General features: G+C 35.6%; 18 protein-coding genes and 1 tRNA gene. 5 read left to right on the top strand and 14 right to left on the bottom strand.

Annotated elements, in window-relative coordinates; translation table 11 throughout:
* Nucleotides 1-136: 136 nt before the first annotated feature.
* A tRNA-Ala gene (locus tag ACMAYX_RS15070) sits at nt 137-212 on the bottom strand.
* A gap of 178 nt (nt 213-390) precedes the next feature.
* Here ACMAYX_RS15070 and ACMAYX_RS15065 point away from each other — a divergent pair.
* Nucleotides 391-966, top strand: a complete 576-nt coding sequence (locus tag ACMAYX_RS15065) for a peptidylprolyl isomerase (RefSeq protein WP_392993681.1) — start codon at nt 391-393, stop codon at nt 964-966.
* 354 nt (nt 967-1,320) lie between these two features.
* The gene (locus tag ACMAYX_RS15060) at nt 1,321-1,668 is read left to right on the top strand and encodes a hypothetical protein (RefSeq protein WP_412471058.1); all 348 of its coding nucleotides are present in this window, start codon (nt 1,321-1,323) and stop codon (nt 1,666-1,668) included.
* On the opposite strand, the gene ACMAYX_RS15055 is transcribed toward ACMAYX_RS15060, so the two are convergent.
* From ACMAYX_RS15055 to ACMAYX_RS15015, 9 genes are all read right to left on the bottom strand, one after another.
* Complete coding sequence (locus ACMAYX_RS15055) at nt 1,621-1,794, bottom strand: hypothetical protein (RefSeq protein ID WP_158246899.1); 174 nt, start codon at nt 1,792-1,794, stop codon at nt 1,621-1,623. The genes ACMAYX_RS15060 and ACMAYX_RS15055 overlap by 48 nt on opposite strands.
* 20 nt (nt 1,795-1,814) lie before the next feature.
* Entirely contained in the window at nt 1,815-2,099 is a 285-nt protein-coding gene (locus tag ACMAYX_RS15050; protein WP_158246900.1) for a cytochrome C oxidase subunit IV family protein, read from the bottom strand.
* 22 nt (nt 2,100-2,121) lie between these two features.
* Nucleotides 2,122-2,808, bottom strand: coding sequence for an SCO family protein (locus ACMAYX_RS15045; protein WP_103218386.1), 687 nt, complete (start codon nt 2,806-2,808; stop codon nt 2,122-2,124).
* Nucleotides 2,809-2,827: 19 nt separating this feature from the next.
* Nucleotides 2,828-3,706 (bottom strand): c-type cytochrome, encoded by an 879-nt coding sequence (locus tag ACMAYX_RS15040; protein ID WP_103218387.1) that lies wholly within the window; start codon nt 3,704-3,706, stop codon nt 2,828-2,830.
* A gap of 10 nt (nt 3,707-3,716) precedes the next feature.
* Nucleotides 3,717-4,298, bottom strand: a complete 582-nt coding sequence (locus tag ACMAYX_RS15035; RefSeq protein WP_103218388.1) for a heme-copper oxidase subunit III — start codon at nt 4,296-4,298, stop codon at nt 3,717-3,719.
* 5 nt (nt 4,299-4,303) lie between these two features.
* Nucleotides 4,304-6,043: a cbb3-type cytochrome c oxidase subunit I gene (locus ACMAYX_RS15030; protein ID WP_103218389.1), complete on the bottom strand. Its 1,740-nt coding sequence runs from the start codon at nt 6,041-6,043 to the stop codon at nt 4,304-4,306.
* Between the two features lie 29 nt (nt 6,044-6,072).
* On the bottom strand, nt 6,073-6,879 hold the full coding sequence (locus ACMAYX_RS15025) for a cytochrome c oxidase subunit II (protein ID WP_103218390.1): 807 nt from the start codon (nt 6,877-6,879) through the stop codon (nt 6,073-6,075).
* Between the two features lie 77 nt (nt 6,880-6,956).
* Nucleotides 6,957-8,708 (bottom strand): heme o synthase, encoded by a 1,752-nt coding sequence (gene cyoE, locus ACMAYX_RS15020; RefSeq protein ID WP_103218391.1) that lies wholly within the window; start codon nt 8,706-8,708, stop codon nt 6,957-6,959.
* Nucleotides 8,708-9,670: a COX15/CtaA family protein gene (locus tag ACMAYX_RS15015; RefSeq protein WP_392993688.1), complete on the bottom strand. Its 963-nt coding sequence runs from the start codon at nt 9,668-9,670 to the stop codon at nt 8,708-8,710. The genes cyoE and ACMAYX_RS15015 overlap by 1 nt, the downstream gene beginning before the upstream one ends.
* Nucleotides 9,671-9,769: 99 nt before the next feature.
* Between ACMAYX_RS15015 and ACMAYX_RS15010 the strand changes: the two genes are divergently transcribed.
* Genes ACMAYX_RS15010 through ACMAYX_RS15000 form a run of 3 tightly spaced genes read left to right on the top strand, consistent with a single transcriptional unit; the run spans nt 9,770 to nt 12,800 of the window.
* Complete coding sequence (locus tag ACMAYX_RS15010) at nt 9,770-10,864, top strand: tryptophan 2,3-dioxygenase family protein (protein WP_103218393.1); 1,095 nt, start codon at nt 9,770-9,772, stop codon at nt 10,862-10,864.
* A 1-nt stretch (nt 10,865) separates the two neighbouring features.
* The gene (locus ACMAYX_RS15005; RefSeq protein WP_392993694.1) at nt 10,866-12,008 is read left to right on the top strand and encodes an aminotransferase class V-fold PLP-dependent enzyme; all 1,143 of its coding nucleotides are present in this window, start codon (nt 10,866-10,868) and stop codon (nt 12,006-12,008) included.
* A 6-nt stretch (nt 12,009-12,014) separates the two neighbouring features.
* Nucleotides 12,015-12,800 (top strand): acyltransferase, encoded by a 786-nt coding sequence (locus ACMAYX_RS15000; RefSeq protein ID WP_392993697.1) that lies wholly within the window; start codon nt 12,015-12,017, stop codon nt 12,798-12,800.
* On the opposite strand, the gene ACMAYX_RS14995 is transcribed toward ACMAYX_RS15000, so the two are convergent.
* The 4 genes from ACMAYX_RS14995 to ACMAYX_RS14980 all read right to left on the bottom strand — a co-directional run bounded on the left by ACMAYX_RS14995 (nt 12,790) and on the right by ACMAYX_RS14980 (nt 17,129).
* Nucleotides 12,790-13,323 carry a DUF420 domain-containing protein gene (locus ACMAYX_RS14995; protein ID WP_103218396.1) on the bottom strand — a complete coding sequence of 178 codons (534 nt, stop codon included), beginning with the start codon at nt 13,321-13,323 and terminating at the stop codon, nt 12,790-12,792. The genes ACMAYX_RS15000 and ACMAYX_RS14995 overlap by 11 nt on opposite strands.
* On the bottom strand, nt 13,304-13,540 hold the full coding sequence (locus ACMAYX_RS14990; RefSeq protein ID WP_103218397.1) for a hypothetical protein: 237 nt from the start codon (nt 13,538-13,540) through the stop codon (nt 13,304-13,306). Before ACMAYX_RS14990 ends, ACMAYX_RS14995 begins: the two co-directional genes overlap by 20 nt.
* 105 nt (nt 13,541-13,645) lie before the next feature.
* The gene (locus ACMAYX_RS14985) at nt 13,646-14,284 is read right to left on the bottom strand and encodes a heme-copper oxidase subunit III (RefSeq protein WP_199177553.1); all 639 of its coding nucleotides are present in this window, start codon (nt 14,282-14,284) and stop codon (nt 13,646-13,648) included.
* A 13-nt stretch (nt 14,285-14,297) separates the two neighbouring features.
* A complete protein-coding gene (locus tag ACMAYX_RS14980; RefSeq protein WP_103218398.1) occupies nt 14,298-17,129 on the bottom strand; it encodes a c-type cytochrome in 2,832 nt (943 codons plus the stop codon).
* Between the last annotated feature and the right edge of the window lie 49 nt (nt 17,130-17,178).

The following is a 17,178-nucleotide window of genomic DNA, read 5'->3' as shown; positions in this document are numbered from 1 at the left end:
ACTTCAATGATTCAGTTACGTCAGATCTTTCAAAAACCGTTTAAAACTTATTTTGGATTTCTTCTCATCTTGTTTGCTACCTAAGCAGCAAATCTTTATTACTTTATTTGAATGTTAAAGAGCCTCTTGAAATAAATGGTGGACATGACAGGAGTCGAACCTGCGACCCCCTGCGTGCAAAGCAGGTGCTCTCCCAACTGAGCTACACGCCCACAAGATAACTCATCATCTGTTTTAAGCAGTTGATTTGTTTCGTTCATCTCTCAAGGTGAAACGTAATTTATGTGACCTCGTTTCATATGTCAACACTGTTTTTTCTTTTTTTTTACTTTTTTTGCATTTTTTTTAATTTCCTATCATAATTTCATTATGCAAAGGAGAATTTCAATAATGACTATTGTAAAGCTTGTAAGAATCTCACTATTTCTATGCATCTTTTTAAGTTGTAGCAAGAATAGCGATATAAAAACACAGGAAGAAGTATCGGACAAAAAGGTTGATGTCTTTAAAATAAATGTAGATCGTACTGGATTATCTGAATCTGAAGGAATTATTAAGACTTCACACGGTAATATTACCTTTAAATTCTATCCTAAAAAGGCTCCTAATACGGTTGCACGCCTAATTCAGTTAATTCAAAGTGGTTTTTATGATGGATTGGGCTTTCATCGAGTAATTCCTAACTTTGTAGTACAAACAGGGGATCCTACAGGCACTGGTAATGGTGGTTCAGGCAAAAAAATCCAGGCAGAATTTAATAATATAAGTCATGTTGCTGGAACAATGGCCATGGCCCGTACTTTAACAGATGAAAATAGTGCTGATTCTCAATTCTATATAGCACTAACAGCACTTCCTCACTTAGATGGTAAGTATACTGTCTTCGGGCAAGTAGTAGATGGATTAGACATCTTAAAAAAGATTAAAGCCGGTGATAAAATTATCAGTATTGAGTACCTAGAATAAGAAAAACTTTTTTTAATTTTAAAAGACCTGCAGTTTGCAGGTTTTTTTTTACTTAATTGCTTAGAAATTATAGCTAAATTTTAGAAAAATTAAATTGCTCTTATCACTTATATAATGCAGACAAAACCGGGTTTAAAGCTATTATAAGTAATATAAGATAATGTGTAAGCGTAACCACTTTTACAAATAATAGTTTAACAAAAACAATCATTACATTTTTTATTTCTTCTTTACTGAAAGAGAAAAAATCTAAAACTAACAAACACACTTTCTAAATATGTTCATAAATTAAATAATTTATAAAGTTAGAACTGAATAACTTCTCCACCACTGTTTAGGCATGGAGATAAAGGAATGCATTCGAAAGAAGAAGAAAGCTTTTTGTATATAAAATTAACTTTATCAATTGCAACTCAAGAAGAGCTAGCAAAAGATTTCAGTATATATTTTTTGATTTTTTTTTCTGATAAAGAATTAAAACACTCAAGTTGCTTTTTAAATTTTCTTACGATTGAAAATCGTCTGGGTTATGGCGTCGGTGTATTTGTAAACAACTGTTTCGTTTTTGGGAAAGAAGGAATAAGGGCAAAAGATTTCTTGTTCAATTTATTTAAAAAGCTAAAAAAAAAGCCTGCATATTCTGCAGGCTTTTTTTTATTTTCCATGTCTTTTTTTATCTTTTGTATAAATGAATGTTTTTAAAATCAGGAGCCCAACAATTAAAAATCCAATGATCCAACTTGTTTTCGCAGTAAATTGTCCATCTTTTACTGGTAATGGCTCTTTAGTTGGTACTTGTTGTGTAGTCGTATTCGTGTTTTCAGACATACAAACTCCTTTGTGTCTAATTATCTAAACATTGATTCTAAAATAAGCACAGTAGCATAAACACCTGCTGAAATTGGAATTGCAGCAATAAAACGTGTCCATTTAGTTTCTTCATTTAAGTGCATAAAGTAGTAAGCAACTAAGAAAGCTTTTCCAAGAGCTAAAAGTACTAGAGCACTATCGCGATAAAACTTTGCAATATTTGTCATACCTGGAATGATTAGTTCCACAGCTGTTAAAAACGTCAGTACGAAGAAAATGAAAATATATAATTTCTTGTGTGAATGATGTGCGCCTTCAGCCATTTTATTCTCCATTTATAATTAATTAATTTTTTAAATACTGTTCTTTGTTAACTAATAAACCAAGATCAATCATTAGCTTATTAATATCTTTACTTGTTGAATCGTAATACCCTCTGATTTTACCATGTCCATCAACTAGAACAAGTTTTTCAGAGTGTGCAATATCAAGCATTGTTACCTTTTCACCGTTAACATTGGCCTCAACTTCTTGTAATTTTCCCATCTGAGTACCGAAGCCATCTACTATTGTAGATTGCATATCTTCAGTCTTTCCAGTTAAGAAAGTCCAAATATAAGGATTTGCTTGATGTTTTCTTGCATACTTAAATAGTGTTTTAGGATTATCCGTTTCAGGATCAACAGTAAAAGATACAAGTGCAACCTTTTGCCCAAGTCCTCTTACTCTCTTTTGAATCTTTTGCATTTCTTCCGTTAACCTAAGACAGCTAGACGGACAATTAGTGAAAATGAAGTTTGCTATATAAACACGCCCTTCTAATTCTTTTGATCCAAATGTTTTTCCAAAACTATTAGTAAGTGAGAAAGCTGGTAATTGTTTCATGACTGGAAGTTCAGGAGGTAATTCTCTAAATACTGATTTGAAAAAAGGTACTGAGAAGAAATATAAAACAAATACTAACCAAAACGCTTTCTTTGAGACAAGCGTTTCGATTAGTGAATTTGATCTTTTTATACCTAAACTAGTCATTATTTAACTCTGTTGATTCTTATTGATTCTTAATACGATCAAGTAACTCTTTACGAGCTTCTGTGTCTTTTAAGTTCTTAAGATACTCTACGTAGTGAGCAACTGCCCAGATTTGATCATCTGTAAGTGTTCCTTTCCAAGCAGCCATTGCTGTTCCACCAACACCTGCAGCTAAACGAAGAGCAATTTCTTCAACTGTATCTGCCGAACGAATCGTATTCCAAGTGAAATCAGGTGGAAGTGATTTGAATCCCCACTCAGTTTCTTGAAGCTTTGATTGATAATCACTATCAGAGAAATCACTCGCGCTCATACCAGTAAGCTTCGCAAGCTCATCCTTAGGAACGTAAGCTCTGTGACATGACCAGCACATTGCATCTGCGTGATAAACTTTCTTACCTTCTTCAATAGCAGACTTAACGTGAGCTACACCGTAAGGGTTTTTACCAAGAGTAACTTGTTTTCCAAGTTCCTTATCTTTACCTTCCCATACTGATGGAGCAAAAGTTTTAATGTATTGAACAACTTCAAACATTTGATCTTCAGTTAGATCCCATGGAAGCATTGCCGTACCATGAAGACCCTTCTCTAAGATTTTGTAGAAGTGCTTATCGTGTGGAAGAGTTCCCGCTTCAACTTCTCCAAACTTGAAGACACCTTTAGTAAAGTCACGTGGTGGAACTTTCATTGCCTTAGCTGCAACACCTTTTCCATCACCGTCAACACCGTGACAAGGCATACAGTATTCAGTGTAAATTTGCTTCCCTCTATTAAGAACATCTTTCTTAACATAGAGGCCACCTGCGAATACTTTATCTTCTTTGAAGTGGTTTTCCTGGCAAGAAACCAAAGATAAAATTGTAAACATTGCTGTTAAAGTTAATGCCATTTTCTTCATAGCTATCCTCTTAAAATACAAACATAACGATAAACATTACTAACCAAACGACACCTAAAAAGTGCCAAAACTTAGATACATTCTGTACCCAAGTTACTTTCTCCATACTGTAACCTTTCATTGAAACAGGAAGAAGAAATAAAAGTGCAATTAAACCTAGAACAATATGCGCAGCATGAGTCCAAGTAAGTGCATAAAATAAAGATGGGAATACTCCGCCAGAAGCTTGAAGTCCCATCGCTGCCATTGAGTTCCAAAGTTGCCATTGAACAAACATGAAACCAAGACCTAATAAATAAGTTAATGCGAAATAAACTCTCATGGCCTTAGTATTGTGCTTATTGAATGCAGATTCAAACAGCACTAAAGCAACAGAACTTAACGCAATTATTATTGTACTGACCATAGGGAGTGTTAGAGGAATTCTCGGCATTCCCATTGGTGGCCATACATCAACAGTTAAACGGTAAACAGAAAAACCAAGTAACATCGTAGCAAAGAGCATTGTAAATGAAACAAGAAGCACAATCATCGCGATTGATGATGTGAGCTGTTTTGCTTCAAAATCTTTGTTTGTCATTACTTGGTTCATTCTAATTATGCCTCAACTATTTCTTCAGTTTGATATTGGAAATCCTTACCTTCTGGAAGATTTGGGTTTCCTAGTTCGTGTGGTCCACACTTAACAACAGGGATCTCTTTAAAGTTATACACTGGTGCTGGTGATGGAATTGTCCACTCAAGAGTACCAACATTCCAAGGGTTGTCAGATACTGGCTCTTTTTCTTTCTTAAAGAAAATTGTGTAAACAAAGTTGATTACGAATGGAATTTGTCCAAGACCCATTAGTAATGCAGAGTAAGTAACAAATGCATTAATTGGGATTAGTCTTTCCATAAATTCGTAAACAAATGGGTTATAAAGACGTCTGTGCATACCTGCGTATCCAACAATCATCATTCCCATGAATACACCATTTAGACCAATCATTGTGATCCAGAAGTGCACTTTACCCCAGAATTCATTCAGGAATTTACCAAACATTTTTGGCATCCAGAAATAAATTGCTGCGTATCCACCAAGAAGTACAGAAGCTGCCATCGTATAGTGGAAGTGACCTACTACAAAGTATGTATCGTGTAGGTAAAGGTCAGTTGTAACAGTTGCTAGATATAGACCTGTTAGACCACCAAGACCAAAAACGAATACAACACCAAGAGAGAAAATCATTGGCGTATCAAACTTGATTGATCCTTTCCAAATTGTCCCTAACCAGTTTGCAAAGAAAATTGCAGATGGAATTGAGATCGTCATTGTAAGAGTCATGAAAGTTTGAGTTAAAAGTGGACTCATTTGAGTCGTATACATGTGGTGACCATATACAATTGTTGAAAGAATTGTAATCGAAGTCATAGAAAGCGCAGTTGCTTTCGCACCAAATGCTGGTTTTCTAGCGAAGAAAGAAAGTAAGTCAGATACAATCCCCCACGCAGGAAGAATAAGGATATAAACTTCAGGGTGACCAAAGATCCAGAATACGTGTTGGTAAAGGATAGGATCACCTGTTCCTGTTGTTGCAGCAGCACCAGCAAGGAAGAAAGTTGTTCCAAATACACGGTCAAATAATAGAAGTAAAAGACCTGCACCAAGTACTGGAAGGAAAATTGCGTTTAAAATAGCTGTTAGCCATAGACCCCAAACAGATAGTGGCATATCAAAGTATCCCATACCTGGAGCTCTAAGAACGATAACAGTTGTAATATAGTTAACCGCACCCATCGTTGAAGATACACCAAGAAGGAAAAGAGCAAGAGTCCAAAGAGTTTGCCCGGCCCCTGGTGAACCAATTAGCGTTGATAAAGTTGGGTACGAAGTCCAACCACCTGCTGCAGCACCTAGTGGTAAACACAGAGAAGCAACAAGGATTAACGCTGATGCAGCTGCAATCCAAAAAGAAAGCATATTAAGTAATGGGAAGACCATATCTCTTGCCCCAATTTGTAATGGGATAAGATAGTTTCCGAACGCCCCAATTAGAATTGGTGTAATTGCGTAGAAAATCATGATCGTACCGTGCATAGTGAAAAGCATCGCGTACGTATCTGGTGGAACAACTCCTCCTGTTGAAGGGAAAAGTAAGTTACCTAGAATTGGGAATGCCTCTCCAGGAAACGCTAGTGTCCAGCGAATCATAAGGGCCATCATCCCACCTAAACCTAGACCAATGATTCCGTACCAAAGAAATTGTTTTCCGATCACTTTGTGATCATAAGAAAAAATATACTTTGAGATGAAAGTCTTTGGCTCTGAGTGAATATGTTGCTCGAAAAATGCCATTTTATATTCTCCTAAAAGTTATCTTAAAATTAGTACTGCCACTTCCAACCCCAGAATAATTCAGGGTTTTCAGGGTCATTCTCATGAATAGCTTTCTCTTGAGCTTCCGCAATCCAAGTTGCGTAGTCCTCAGCTGAATAAGTAGTTAGAGAAGCTTTCATTCTGTAGTGATATGTTCCACACATTTCTGCACAAGCAATATCCCAAGTACCAGCTTTAGTTGGTTCAAACCATAGGCGAGTTAAACGACCAGGAATTGCATCAACCTTACGACGAGCATTTGGAAAATATAGTGAGTGAATTACATCTTTTGAAAGTACTTGAATAACAACTTTACGACCAACAGGTAGTCTTAAGTCATTTAACTGAACAACATCATCTTCTGTGTTGAAGATATTGTCTGCACCAGCATATCTAAAGTGCCATGCCCATTGCTGACCAAGCGCTTGAATACGAAGTGGATTCTCGTCCTCTTTTGGCCACTTAGCAAAAACATTTACATAATCCTCATTCGACATTCTTGTAATGTTCATATCGATTCCAAGGAATACCGATAGACCAATTACAGTCGCAATGATGATATGAATCTTTTTGTTCCCATAAGTATAATAAGGCTTTGGGTGTCTCTTAGCTGAATAAAAGTAAGAGAAACCAAATAATCCTGCACATACTAATGCAAAGAAAAAGAGGTTCATGTAAGTAGTGTAGCCAAATAACCAATCGATCAAGTGACCGTGCACAGAGATATCTTCAGGTGGTTTCATTCTTTCCCAAAGACTCATCTGCTTAGAAGTTGTACTAACAACTGTAGCTAAAACAGGTGTCAAAAATCCCATAGACCTTCCTTCTATTGAAATACTTTATTAATTTGAATTGATAAATTTTAACCCTTTTTTATAACATTTTCCACGATTTAGCTAAGGAAAATCATCAATGATAGCAAGAGTGGTAAATAGATTATAGAACCCCAAAAATATTGTCGGGCCCAAGCTACGTAACTCGGCTCATCATGAATAAAAAAACTTTGCAAACTCTGCGCAAAAAATAGCCCATTAACTACTAATGAAGCGATAAAAAAGTTCCAAGAATTGAGACCAAAGAAATATCCGGCACTACTAAATAAAAATAAGAGTAATGTCCAAAGAGCAATACAGATCTTCATTTTGGCAATTGAGTAGTAATGAGGATAAACCTTAATATCACCTTCCGCGTAATCTTGTTTATGGTAAATCGAGATGGCCATGAAGTGAGGAATTTGCCAAATAAACAAAATACCAAACAATAAAATTGCTAGACCATCAATTTCACCTGTCACAATTGTGCGCCCCATTACAGGAGGAATTGCCCCAGGAAGTGCACCAACAAATAACGCAGCAGGACTAGTTCTCTTCATCGGAGTATAGACATAAAGATAAGAAAAAAATGCCAACGCACCGAGTAACGCAGTAACTTTATTTACATAAATATAAGTTAGACTAAATCCGAGAATAAAAAGCAGCCATCCTTGAACAACAGCATAAATTGGTTTTATTCGTCCTGCTGGTAAGGCGCGATCTTTAGTACGAACCATATTGGAATCAACTTCAATTTCCATATAGCAATTAATTGTCGTTGCAGACATGACAATTAAAATTGAAAAAATAAGTGCATTAATCAGATAGAAGAAATCAACATATTGTCCAGTAAGTAAAATTCCTGAAATAATAGTCGAAACAACGAGTAGACCAAGTCTTGGCTTAGTTAAGCTTAACAAGTCACTTGCTACAGTATGCTTATAACCACCAAAAAACACTTCCTCAAAACGCTTGAACCACTGAAATAAGAAAAGTAAATTTAGCGTAATGATAATTGCTAATAAAAGATGAAGTACTTGGAAGTAAGTAGTATCAGTTAGTAAGAACAATCTCTTTGCATTAAATAAGTGAACTAAAAATAGTCCAACTAAACTTCCAGATAAAAGAGAGAATTGTTTAAATGCTCTTCCATGTAATAAAGTAATTGTTTTTCTTATACTAAAGAGAAACGCTAGTAGTACTACTAGAAACAGGACTCCTAAATACTTATGAAGAGAGTGTATTTGTGCTGCTACAGTAGTAGGCCAAAAGCGAAGGCCCTCTGCTGTTTGGCATAGGATATTAATATTATCCCCTACTCCACACACATCTTTTGTTGCAGTTTGATGAACAATACCACCAAAGAAGAACTGTCCAAATGCAATTAGTAACATAATAAAGACAAGATCTTTCGACGAAGGTGAATACCCTTTTAAATTCAGTTCTTGTTTTTTGATAACAGGATAAAATTGCTGAGAAAAGATTGCGATATAAGCAAAACTTAAAATTAAGTGGAAAACACTGACAAGAGTTGGAAGCTTATAAATGAAGTTAATTCCACCCAGTAGCGACTGAAGAATTAAAAGAAATAGTCCTAAACGAACAGACTTTTCTTTTGGATGCTTAATAAAAAGAAATGTATTTAAAACAATGATAATTCCAGCAAAAACTCTATGTAGAATTGGATATATTGATGACTTATCAACAGTAGCTGCATAACAGATTGGCCAAGAAGTACACTCTAGGCCAGTGAAGTCCGCACTCACTAACCCACCAATGACAATTAAACCTAAAGTTAATAATATATTGATGAAGGCAAGTGTACGATACATTACAGTTCCACCTCTTGTGATTTTTTAAGAATGATTAATAACTCATAAATAAAGTAAGAAAGTAAAATAGCAAATAATAAGTGAACTGGCTGAGCAAAGGCTGGAAATGCTAAATAAGCTAAGACTACTCCTGCTGTAATGACACCAATTAACACTAACATTATTGAGATACACTTCTTTTGTACAAATGAATTGTCTTTGAACTCTTCCATGATTTTTCTAAGAGTATACGAAAATCCAAGAAGTACTAAGATTGAGAAAGAACGGTGAATATAAAAAATCATATCAAGTCGTTCAACCCAATTTGTCCTAGCTAAATTCGGCTCTGTATTAGTTATCAAGTCAATTTGCTCTCTAACTTGAGTTCCTAAAACGATTTGAATCACAACTAGTCCCACAAGAACCCACAAGAAGTCTTTGTAGCGATCAACGCAGTGTTTGCGATGAAATTTGAGTTCCGTTACCTCATATTTTAAATGGGCAAGCGCAAATGCAAGAAATATCGCGAGTAACATATGAATTGTAATAACAGCTGGATGTAGATGTGAACTAACGACCATTGCTCCTACACCACCATTTAAAACGACTAGAAACAAGGCCAATCCAGAAAGCCATACAACCTTCTTATTATCCTTCTTATAAGCAAATGATAGTACTACTAAAATGATCGAAGCAATACCAGTCCATACACCGGCCATTCTGTTGAAGTACTCCGTCCATGTATGTACAGGATTGAAAATAGCAACAATGCGACCAGGCTTTGCAAAACGAGTTTGATAATCAGCTGGAAGTTGATCAACACTTGTAGGAGGAACAATTTTACCGAAACAAGTTGGCCAATCAGGACATCCCATTCCAGCTCCGGTGCTTCTTACCATCCCTCCAATGAGAATAAGTGCAAAAACAGTGATTATGACTACAGGCAAAAACTTTTTGAATCGTAATTTTTTAGAATTTTCCATTTCAACTTCAGCTTGATTTCAACTTTCTTAACCCAACTAGAAATATGAATAATTTTCAATTTCAAAGTGTTGGGATAGTATTTCTATATAGGAGTCAATATGCACAAAAATCACGGTCCTGTCTATTATGGTGACTATTTAGAACTGAATAAATTACTCGATACACAAAATCCTCTCTCTAAAAAATATGGAGATGAAGCACACGATGAAACACTTTTTATAGTCGTGCATCAAGTATATGAATTATGGTTCAAACAAATACTTCACGAACTACACTCGATAAAAAACATTTTCTCAGTAGATAAAGTTGAAGAATCATTGCTTTCAACTGTTTGTTCAAGACTTGAGCGCATTAAAAAAGTTCAAACTCTACTTCTTGGCCAATTAGAAGTGATGGAAACAATGACCCCGATGGATTTTCTTGAATTTAGAGATTTACTTGTCCCTGCTTCAGGATTCCAAAGTGTTCAATTTAGAGAAATTGAAATTCTGCTTGGACTTTCGACAAATCAAAGGAAAGAAGTTGATCGTGAATATTTCCTTGGAAGACTGAATGATCAAGATAAAGAAAGGCTTTTAAAAATTGAAGCTGAGTCAACATTATTTTCTGCTCTTGAGAAATGGCTAGAAAGAATGCCATTTACCTTTAACGAGGAATTTGATTTCTGGAGTGAGTATCAGGCATGTGTTGAAGATATGTTATGTGGTGACGAACTTACTGTCCTTGATAATATGGCAACACTTCCACCTAAGGCGCTAGAGATACAAAAGGCAAACCTTAAAAGTACACGCGATACATTTGAAACACTTTTTAATTCTGTAGAATATAATAAATTAGTAAAAGAAGGAAAAAGAAGGCTTTCTCAAAAAGCGACTCTAAATGCCCTCTTTGTTCTTCTTTATCGAGATGAGCCTATCCTAACACTTCCATATACTGTTCTTGCACACCTTATGGATATCGATGAGAACTTTACGACTTGGCGTTATAAGCATGCACTTATGGCACATAGAATGTTAGGGACTAAAATTGGAACAGGTGGATCTTCAGGTCATCAATACTTAAAAGATGCAGCAGATAACAATCGTTCATTCATCGATCTTTTTAATCTATCAACTTTTATTATTCCAAGATCGCAGAGACCAATTTTACCTGAAAAGTTAAAAACAGCTATGAACTTTAATTACAGAGATTAGAATGTATAAGAAATATTTTAAAAGATTTCTAAACGCAAACGAGGGCAAACTTCACTTTGCTGCTCACTCACACCACTACTGGCCAGATGTCACTAGAGATGCACAGATCAAGTACTGGGATGATAGCGCTAAATATGTTGATGAAAAATGGGGATTATTTTTTTCCAATGAGTTTGTCGAATTACAAAAGAATATTGCAAACGTTTTAAATATTTCTAAACCAGAGCAAATTACATTTGCACCGAATACACATGAGCTTGCTTATCGTATACTTTCAGCTCTTCCTAATGGAGCAAAAGTCTTAACAACTGATAGTGAGTTCTACTCTTTTGATCGTCAAATCAATCGTCTTTCAGAAGAAAATATTTTTGATGTAACTAAGATTGAAAATAGTAATGATAAAAACTTTATCGATAGATTTATTCAAGAAGCAAATACTGACAAATATGATCTAATCTTTATTAGCCAAGTATTTTTTAATTCTTCTTTTGCTATTAAGGATCTCATCTCATTTGTAAAAGCAATCAATTCTAAAGCTGAAATTGTAATTGATGCCTACCATGCATTTATGGCCCTCCCAACAGATCTAAAAGAAATAGAAGATCGAATTTTCTACATGGCCGGGGGTTATAAATACTGCGGATCAGGAGAAGGATCTTGCTTTCTGATATCACCAAAAAATACAAAACTTACGCCAAAAAATACTGGTTGGTTTGCACAGATGGGAGACCTGACAAATTTTAGTGAAGATAAGGTTCCATTTAGTAATGATGGTTTTAGATTTGCTGGATCAACCATGGATTTCACGGCAATCTATCGTATGAATGCTGTTTTAAATCTATGGAAGAATGAAAAGGTAACTGTCCATGATATTCACTTACACGTTGAAAAAAACCAAGCTGACTTTCTGTCAGGAATAAAAGGGACAACTTTAGAAAATAAAATTGTAACAACGGCCAATAGAGGACACTTTATCGCTTTTATTTTCACCACAGCTTTAGAGTGTGAAGAGTATGCCAAAAGTCTTAAAACAAAGAGAGTTAATGTCGATTACCGCCGAAATATTTTGCGTTTTGGCTTTAGCATTTATCAAGATAGTGATGATATAATTAAGCTTATTAAAATTATTAAAGATATTGGTTAGGGAAAAATGGAAGAGAAGAAAAAGCAATCACAGGAAGAACTTCAATCAGGAGCTTCTAATAAGAAGGGTCTTGCTAAGGTTTTAGAAAATATTTTTAGAAAATATCAGGCCATTGGATATATGGCAGCGATGATACCTCCAATTATAGTTTATATTATTTGTATTACTCTAGGATTGACTCCTGGATACATTTTTTTAACTACGGCATATGAAAATGTAGCAGGACAACACTTCATTATTCAGGCCCTAGCGATGTCATTTGCATTTGTTATGTCTTATGCAGCCTACGCTTTAACTCTAATTTTTATCGTACCATTCTTTAATTGGATTTATCCTCTGAAGATGAAACCATTTAAAGGGAGTTGGATTTCTCTAGAAACTCTTCCTTGGTATTATCACAATGCTTTAACACAACTAGTACGCTATACAGTTTTAGATTTTTTTCAAGCAACACCGATAATCACTCTTTTTTATAAAATGATGGGAATGAAGATTGGAAAGAATTGTGTAATCAATACGACAAATATTTCTGATCCATGTCTGATTACACTTGAAGACTATGTGACAATTGGCGGCTCTGCCACAATTTTTGCTCATTATGCTCAAGCTGGTTTTCTAGTTATTGCGCCAACAGTTATTAAGAGAGGTGCAACAGTTGGATTAAAAGCCTCGATTATGGGAGATGTTATTATTGGCGAAAAAGTTGTTGTTTCACCACATGAAGCGGTACTTCCAAAATCAAGACTAAATGCAGAAGATAGAAAGAAAGCAAAAAAAGAATCTAGTAATTAAGATATTTTAAAAAGAAAAAAATCATTACACCAGTTACTGAAACATAAAGCCAAATGGGTAAAGTCCACTTTGCCCATTTCTTATGGCTCTTAAAACTACCAGTCAAAGCATTCCAAAGAGTAATTAAAATCATTGGCAACATAACAATGCTTAATAAAACGTGTGAAATTAGTATTGAAAAATACACAGGCCTTACAAAACCTTGCGCTATAAATTTCGTATCCCCATGGAAGTGATGATACAGAAGATATGAAACAAGAAAGAGAGCGGAAGTGGCAGTCGCCCCTGACATACATTTAATATGTGCAGAAACATTCTTATTTTTAATAAATCTCCAACCTACAAATAATAATGTCGCAGAAATTGTATTTAAAGCAGCGTTTACCATTGGAAGATAATCTACCCACCATAACTTAACTGCAGCTTCTGGTTTGAAGTAAATAAACCAAACGAGAAAAAGTGCAATTAGACCACTTAAAATAAAAAGTAATGTATAGATGAAATTACTGTTGTTCTTCTTCATGAATCTTAGAAGCTACTGAGTTTTTTCTATATTTGTGAATTGTTTTATAAAGAATAAAAAACGGAATATAGATTAGACCAATGAAAGTCACAAGAATCCAAACTAACCTAGCATCCTTTGGATTATCCATAGATCCAGCACAACCAGGACACGCAAAAACGTAGTCTGAAAATAGTACTAGAATTAATATGCCAATTGGTAATAAGAAACTTTTCATATAATTGCCTTATATACCTTTCGGAAGGCTTAGTCCATTATTTTAGGTCAAAACAAAAAAGGCCCTACATAGGTAGGGCCTTTCTTACAACATATTGTTCACTAATTAAATTAAGTAAATAAATGTAAATACTAGAATCCAAACAAGGTCAACGAAGTGCCAGAAAAGACCACACACTTCTAGAAGTCCATAGTCACCTTTGTCAAAACGTCCCTTAAGAGCAAGTACGTACATATAAATAAGGAATATTACACCTGAAAGTACGTGAAGCCCGTGAAAACCTGTAATTGCAAAAAATGTCGAAGAAAATAAGTTATTACCATGCTCATATGTTGAGAATGTCATCCCCATATCTGACATAAGGTGCATATACTCATATGCTTGAATACCAAGGAAGATAACTCCACCGATAATCGTTGCAAGTAACCAACCTCTAATTGCTTTCGGTTGTCTCATCTTTACAGCATCAATCGCCATAACCATTGAAACAGAAGAACAAATTAGAATGAAAGTCATAATCCCTGAAAGGTGTACTCCACCAAGAGCTTCTACAGGGTTTGGCCAATGCTTAGTTGCACGAAGTACAGCATAAGCAATTAATAAGCCTGAAAATGACATGGCATCAGTTCCAAGAAATAACCACATCCCAATTTTATTTGGACTCGCGTGTCCAAATTGAGGGTCATTTGGATAACTAATTACACCGTCATGAACTAAATCTTTTGTATTAGCATGTCCTGCCATTTATAAACTCCCGTTATCTCTTTCCAGCTTTCTTAGCTTTTGGTGAGTAAAAATCACTTCCTAACTCAAGTACATACTTAGTAACTGCTTCGATTTGTCTCTTAGCATCACCGTCAAGAAGTTCTGGATCCGCAGCCTCTCCTTCTGGCCAGAAAGAAGGCATTGTTGTACCAGGCATAATCTTATCTGGACCTTCAAGCCACTTCTTAATCCAACTCTTTCTTAATCTTCTCTTAGCAAAGTGAAGATCTGGAGCAAGTGCAGGATCACTATTGAATCCAGTTGTGTGACATGAAGCACATGCTAAGTCGTTAAATAATTTAACAGCAGCACGTCTTTCTTCACTACTTTCCCAAACAACTTTTTCATTTTCATCAAAGATTGGTTGGTCAGCTTTTACACGGAACATATCAACAAGTTTTTCTTTTTCTTCTTTACTCATGTTGAAAGAAGGCATTCTTAACTTAAGCCATGGACGGATCTCATATACATCACCAAGGAAGTAATGGAACCAATCAGCTTGTACACGGTGCCCTTGTTCAACTAAACGTGGAGGCGCTTCGTTTACATCATCGTAAATTTTCAGCATATCACCGAACTCACCATCGATCTGGTGACATCCAATACAGTTAAACTTAACAGCAACCTTCATACCTTCATTTGCAACAGTTTCAGCAGCATCATATCTCTTAACACCTTTAAGAGGAATCTTCTGATCAACTTGACCGATAAGAGCTGTTGTAATTAGAGCAGCATCTTTCTCGCTCATATGGAACTGAGGCATTCTTAGTAGATCTTTAAATGGTTTATCAACACCATTGTCCCATCTTCTTGGGTTAAGTAGGTGCGCTTTAATCCAAGCTTCTCTTGAGTGCTCAACTTTCTCATGAGAGAAACCAAATTGAGTTAGAGGCTTAGAACCAATTTTTGAAAGTTCTGGACCAATTGGTGCACGATCTTCAAAACCTTTAATATTGTGACATGAGTAACAACCATATTTACCGATTGAACGACGTCCTAATTCCATTGTTCTTTCGTGATCGCTCATTGTCGCAAGCTTAGCTTTTGCAACTTCAACAGTATCAAAAGCAGAGAAGTAAGTTACAAGAATCTCATCTCTTGCACCTTTATCCATATCTGCAAACTTAAGCTTTTCAAATTGATTATTTTTAAGGCTCATTAGGTATGCAGTAATATCGTTAACTTCTCTATCAGATAGTCTGAAAGAAGGCATAATTGTATCTTCTTGGAAGTGACTTGGGTTTTTAAGCCATGAAGCCATCCAATTAGCATCTTTAACTTTAGAACCAATACCATCTAGGTAAGGACCTTTATGAGCATCAACTTTTTGAGACTCAAGTGCAAAGTCTTTAACACCGTGACAAGCAAGACATCCGATTTCACCAACCAGTTGCTTGCCTTTTTCTTTATTACCACCAGTGTATTTCATGAAAGGCTTATAGCTTTCAGACTGAGCGTAAATAACTTCAGCGATTGCGTTTACTTCAGCGATATTCTTTTTAACAAACTCTGGTGAGTTATTATTATCGTTATTAAAGAACTGAGGCATTTTTGCATGCTTATTAAATGCTTTTGGTTCCCAAACCCAATTCTTAAAGAAATCTTTATCAAGCTTAGCAGCTATTTTCTCTAAACTAGGACCTGGTTTTCTCTTATGCTCCCAACCTTCAATCTTGTGACAGGCATAACAACCAAATTTTTCAAGAGCACGACGACCTTCATTTAAAGTAGTCGCTTGTGGAATATACTGAACACCACTGTGACATTTAACACATCCAGCTTCGTAATCACCACGTCTTAATTGTACGATAGGTACTTTGTGTGGCTCGTGCCAGTTGTACTTAGCAATCCAATCTTGTTTTTGTTCCTCTGTTGCAGGCATGTGAGCAGCTGCATTGAAGTCATTAACTCTATGCCCTTCACCACCGTGACATGAAGTACAACCAAAGTTCTTCATTGGGTGCTTACCATTAGCTCCAACCATAAGGTCTAAGTTAGGGTGAGTCTTATGTGGGTTTGGTTGATTTTCGTAACCTGGCTTATCAATAAATGTGTGACAAGTCATACAACGATCAACTTTTGGTACGTGTTGAAAGAATCTATCGTCAGTAATATTTTCTAATACTACTTGTTGAACCTTAACAGTTGGGTCCATGAAATCGATAAATGGTAAGTTTCTCAGTGCAAATACCGGAGTAACTTCTTTTCTCTTTTCAGCACCCTTAAGTAGCTCTAGACGACCAACAATACCGTTCACTTGCTTATTAATAGCATCAATATCAGTATTAAAGTCAGCTAGCTGTTTCTTAAGGTTCTTTTCTTTATCTTGAAGAGCTTTCTTCTTATCAGTCGATTTTGCAAAAAGATCTTTCTTCTCTTGAAGTTTTTTAAATAAAGAGCCTGCATTCGATGCATGTTCTGCGTGAGCAACACCGTAATTAAAAGCAAGTGCAGCAACGTCTGAGTTTAGACGACCATTAACGATCTGCTCTTTTTTAATATCTTTAATTACTTGGTTAAGCTCTTTCTCGATAGCAGCAATATCTTTGCTCTTAGCTTCAACTGATTTCTTAGCTGCCGCTAATTCGTCATTAAGAACTTTAACTTTTTCAGCACTGATCTTTGCTTCTTCTTCAGCAATATCTTTAGCAATTTTTTCTTTTTCAATTTTCATTGCTTCGATTTGAATTGCTTTCCAAGGTCTCATGTAATCATCTAGGAAAACCCATATTACCGTGACCAAAAGAACCAGTGAAAAGATCGCGAAGATCTTATTCAGTTTTTTCATATCATAGGCCATGCCTGGCTCATGTTTCTTTGACATTTTTATATACCCTTTATTACTTCTTCTTTAAGTATCTTTATATATCTAT

The organism is Halobacteriovorax sp. RT-2-3, assembly GCF_047085075.1.
Lineage (GTDB): Bacteria > Bdellovibrionota > Bacteriovoracia > Bacteriovoracales > Bacteriovoracaceae > Halobacteriovorax_A.
Note: the sequence above shows the minus strand (reverse complement) of the source record. Positions and strands in the feature narration are given on the sequence as shown.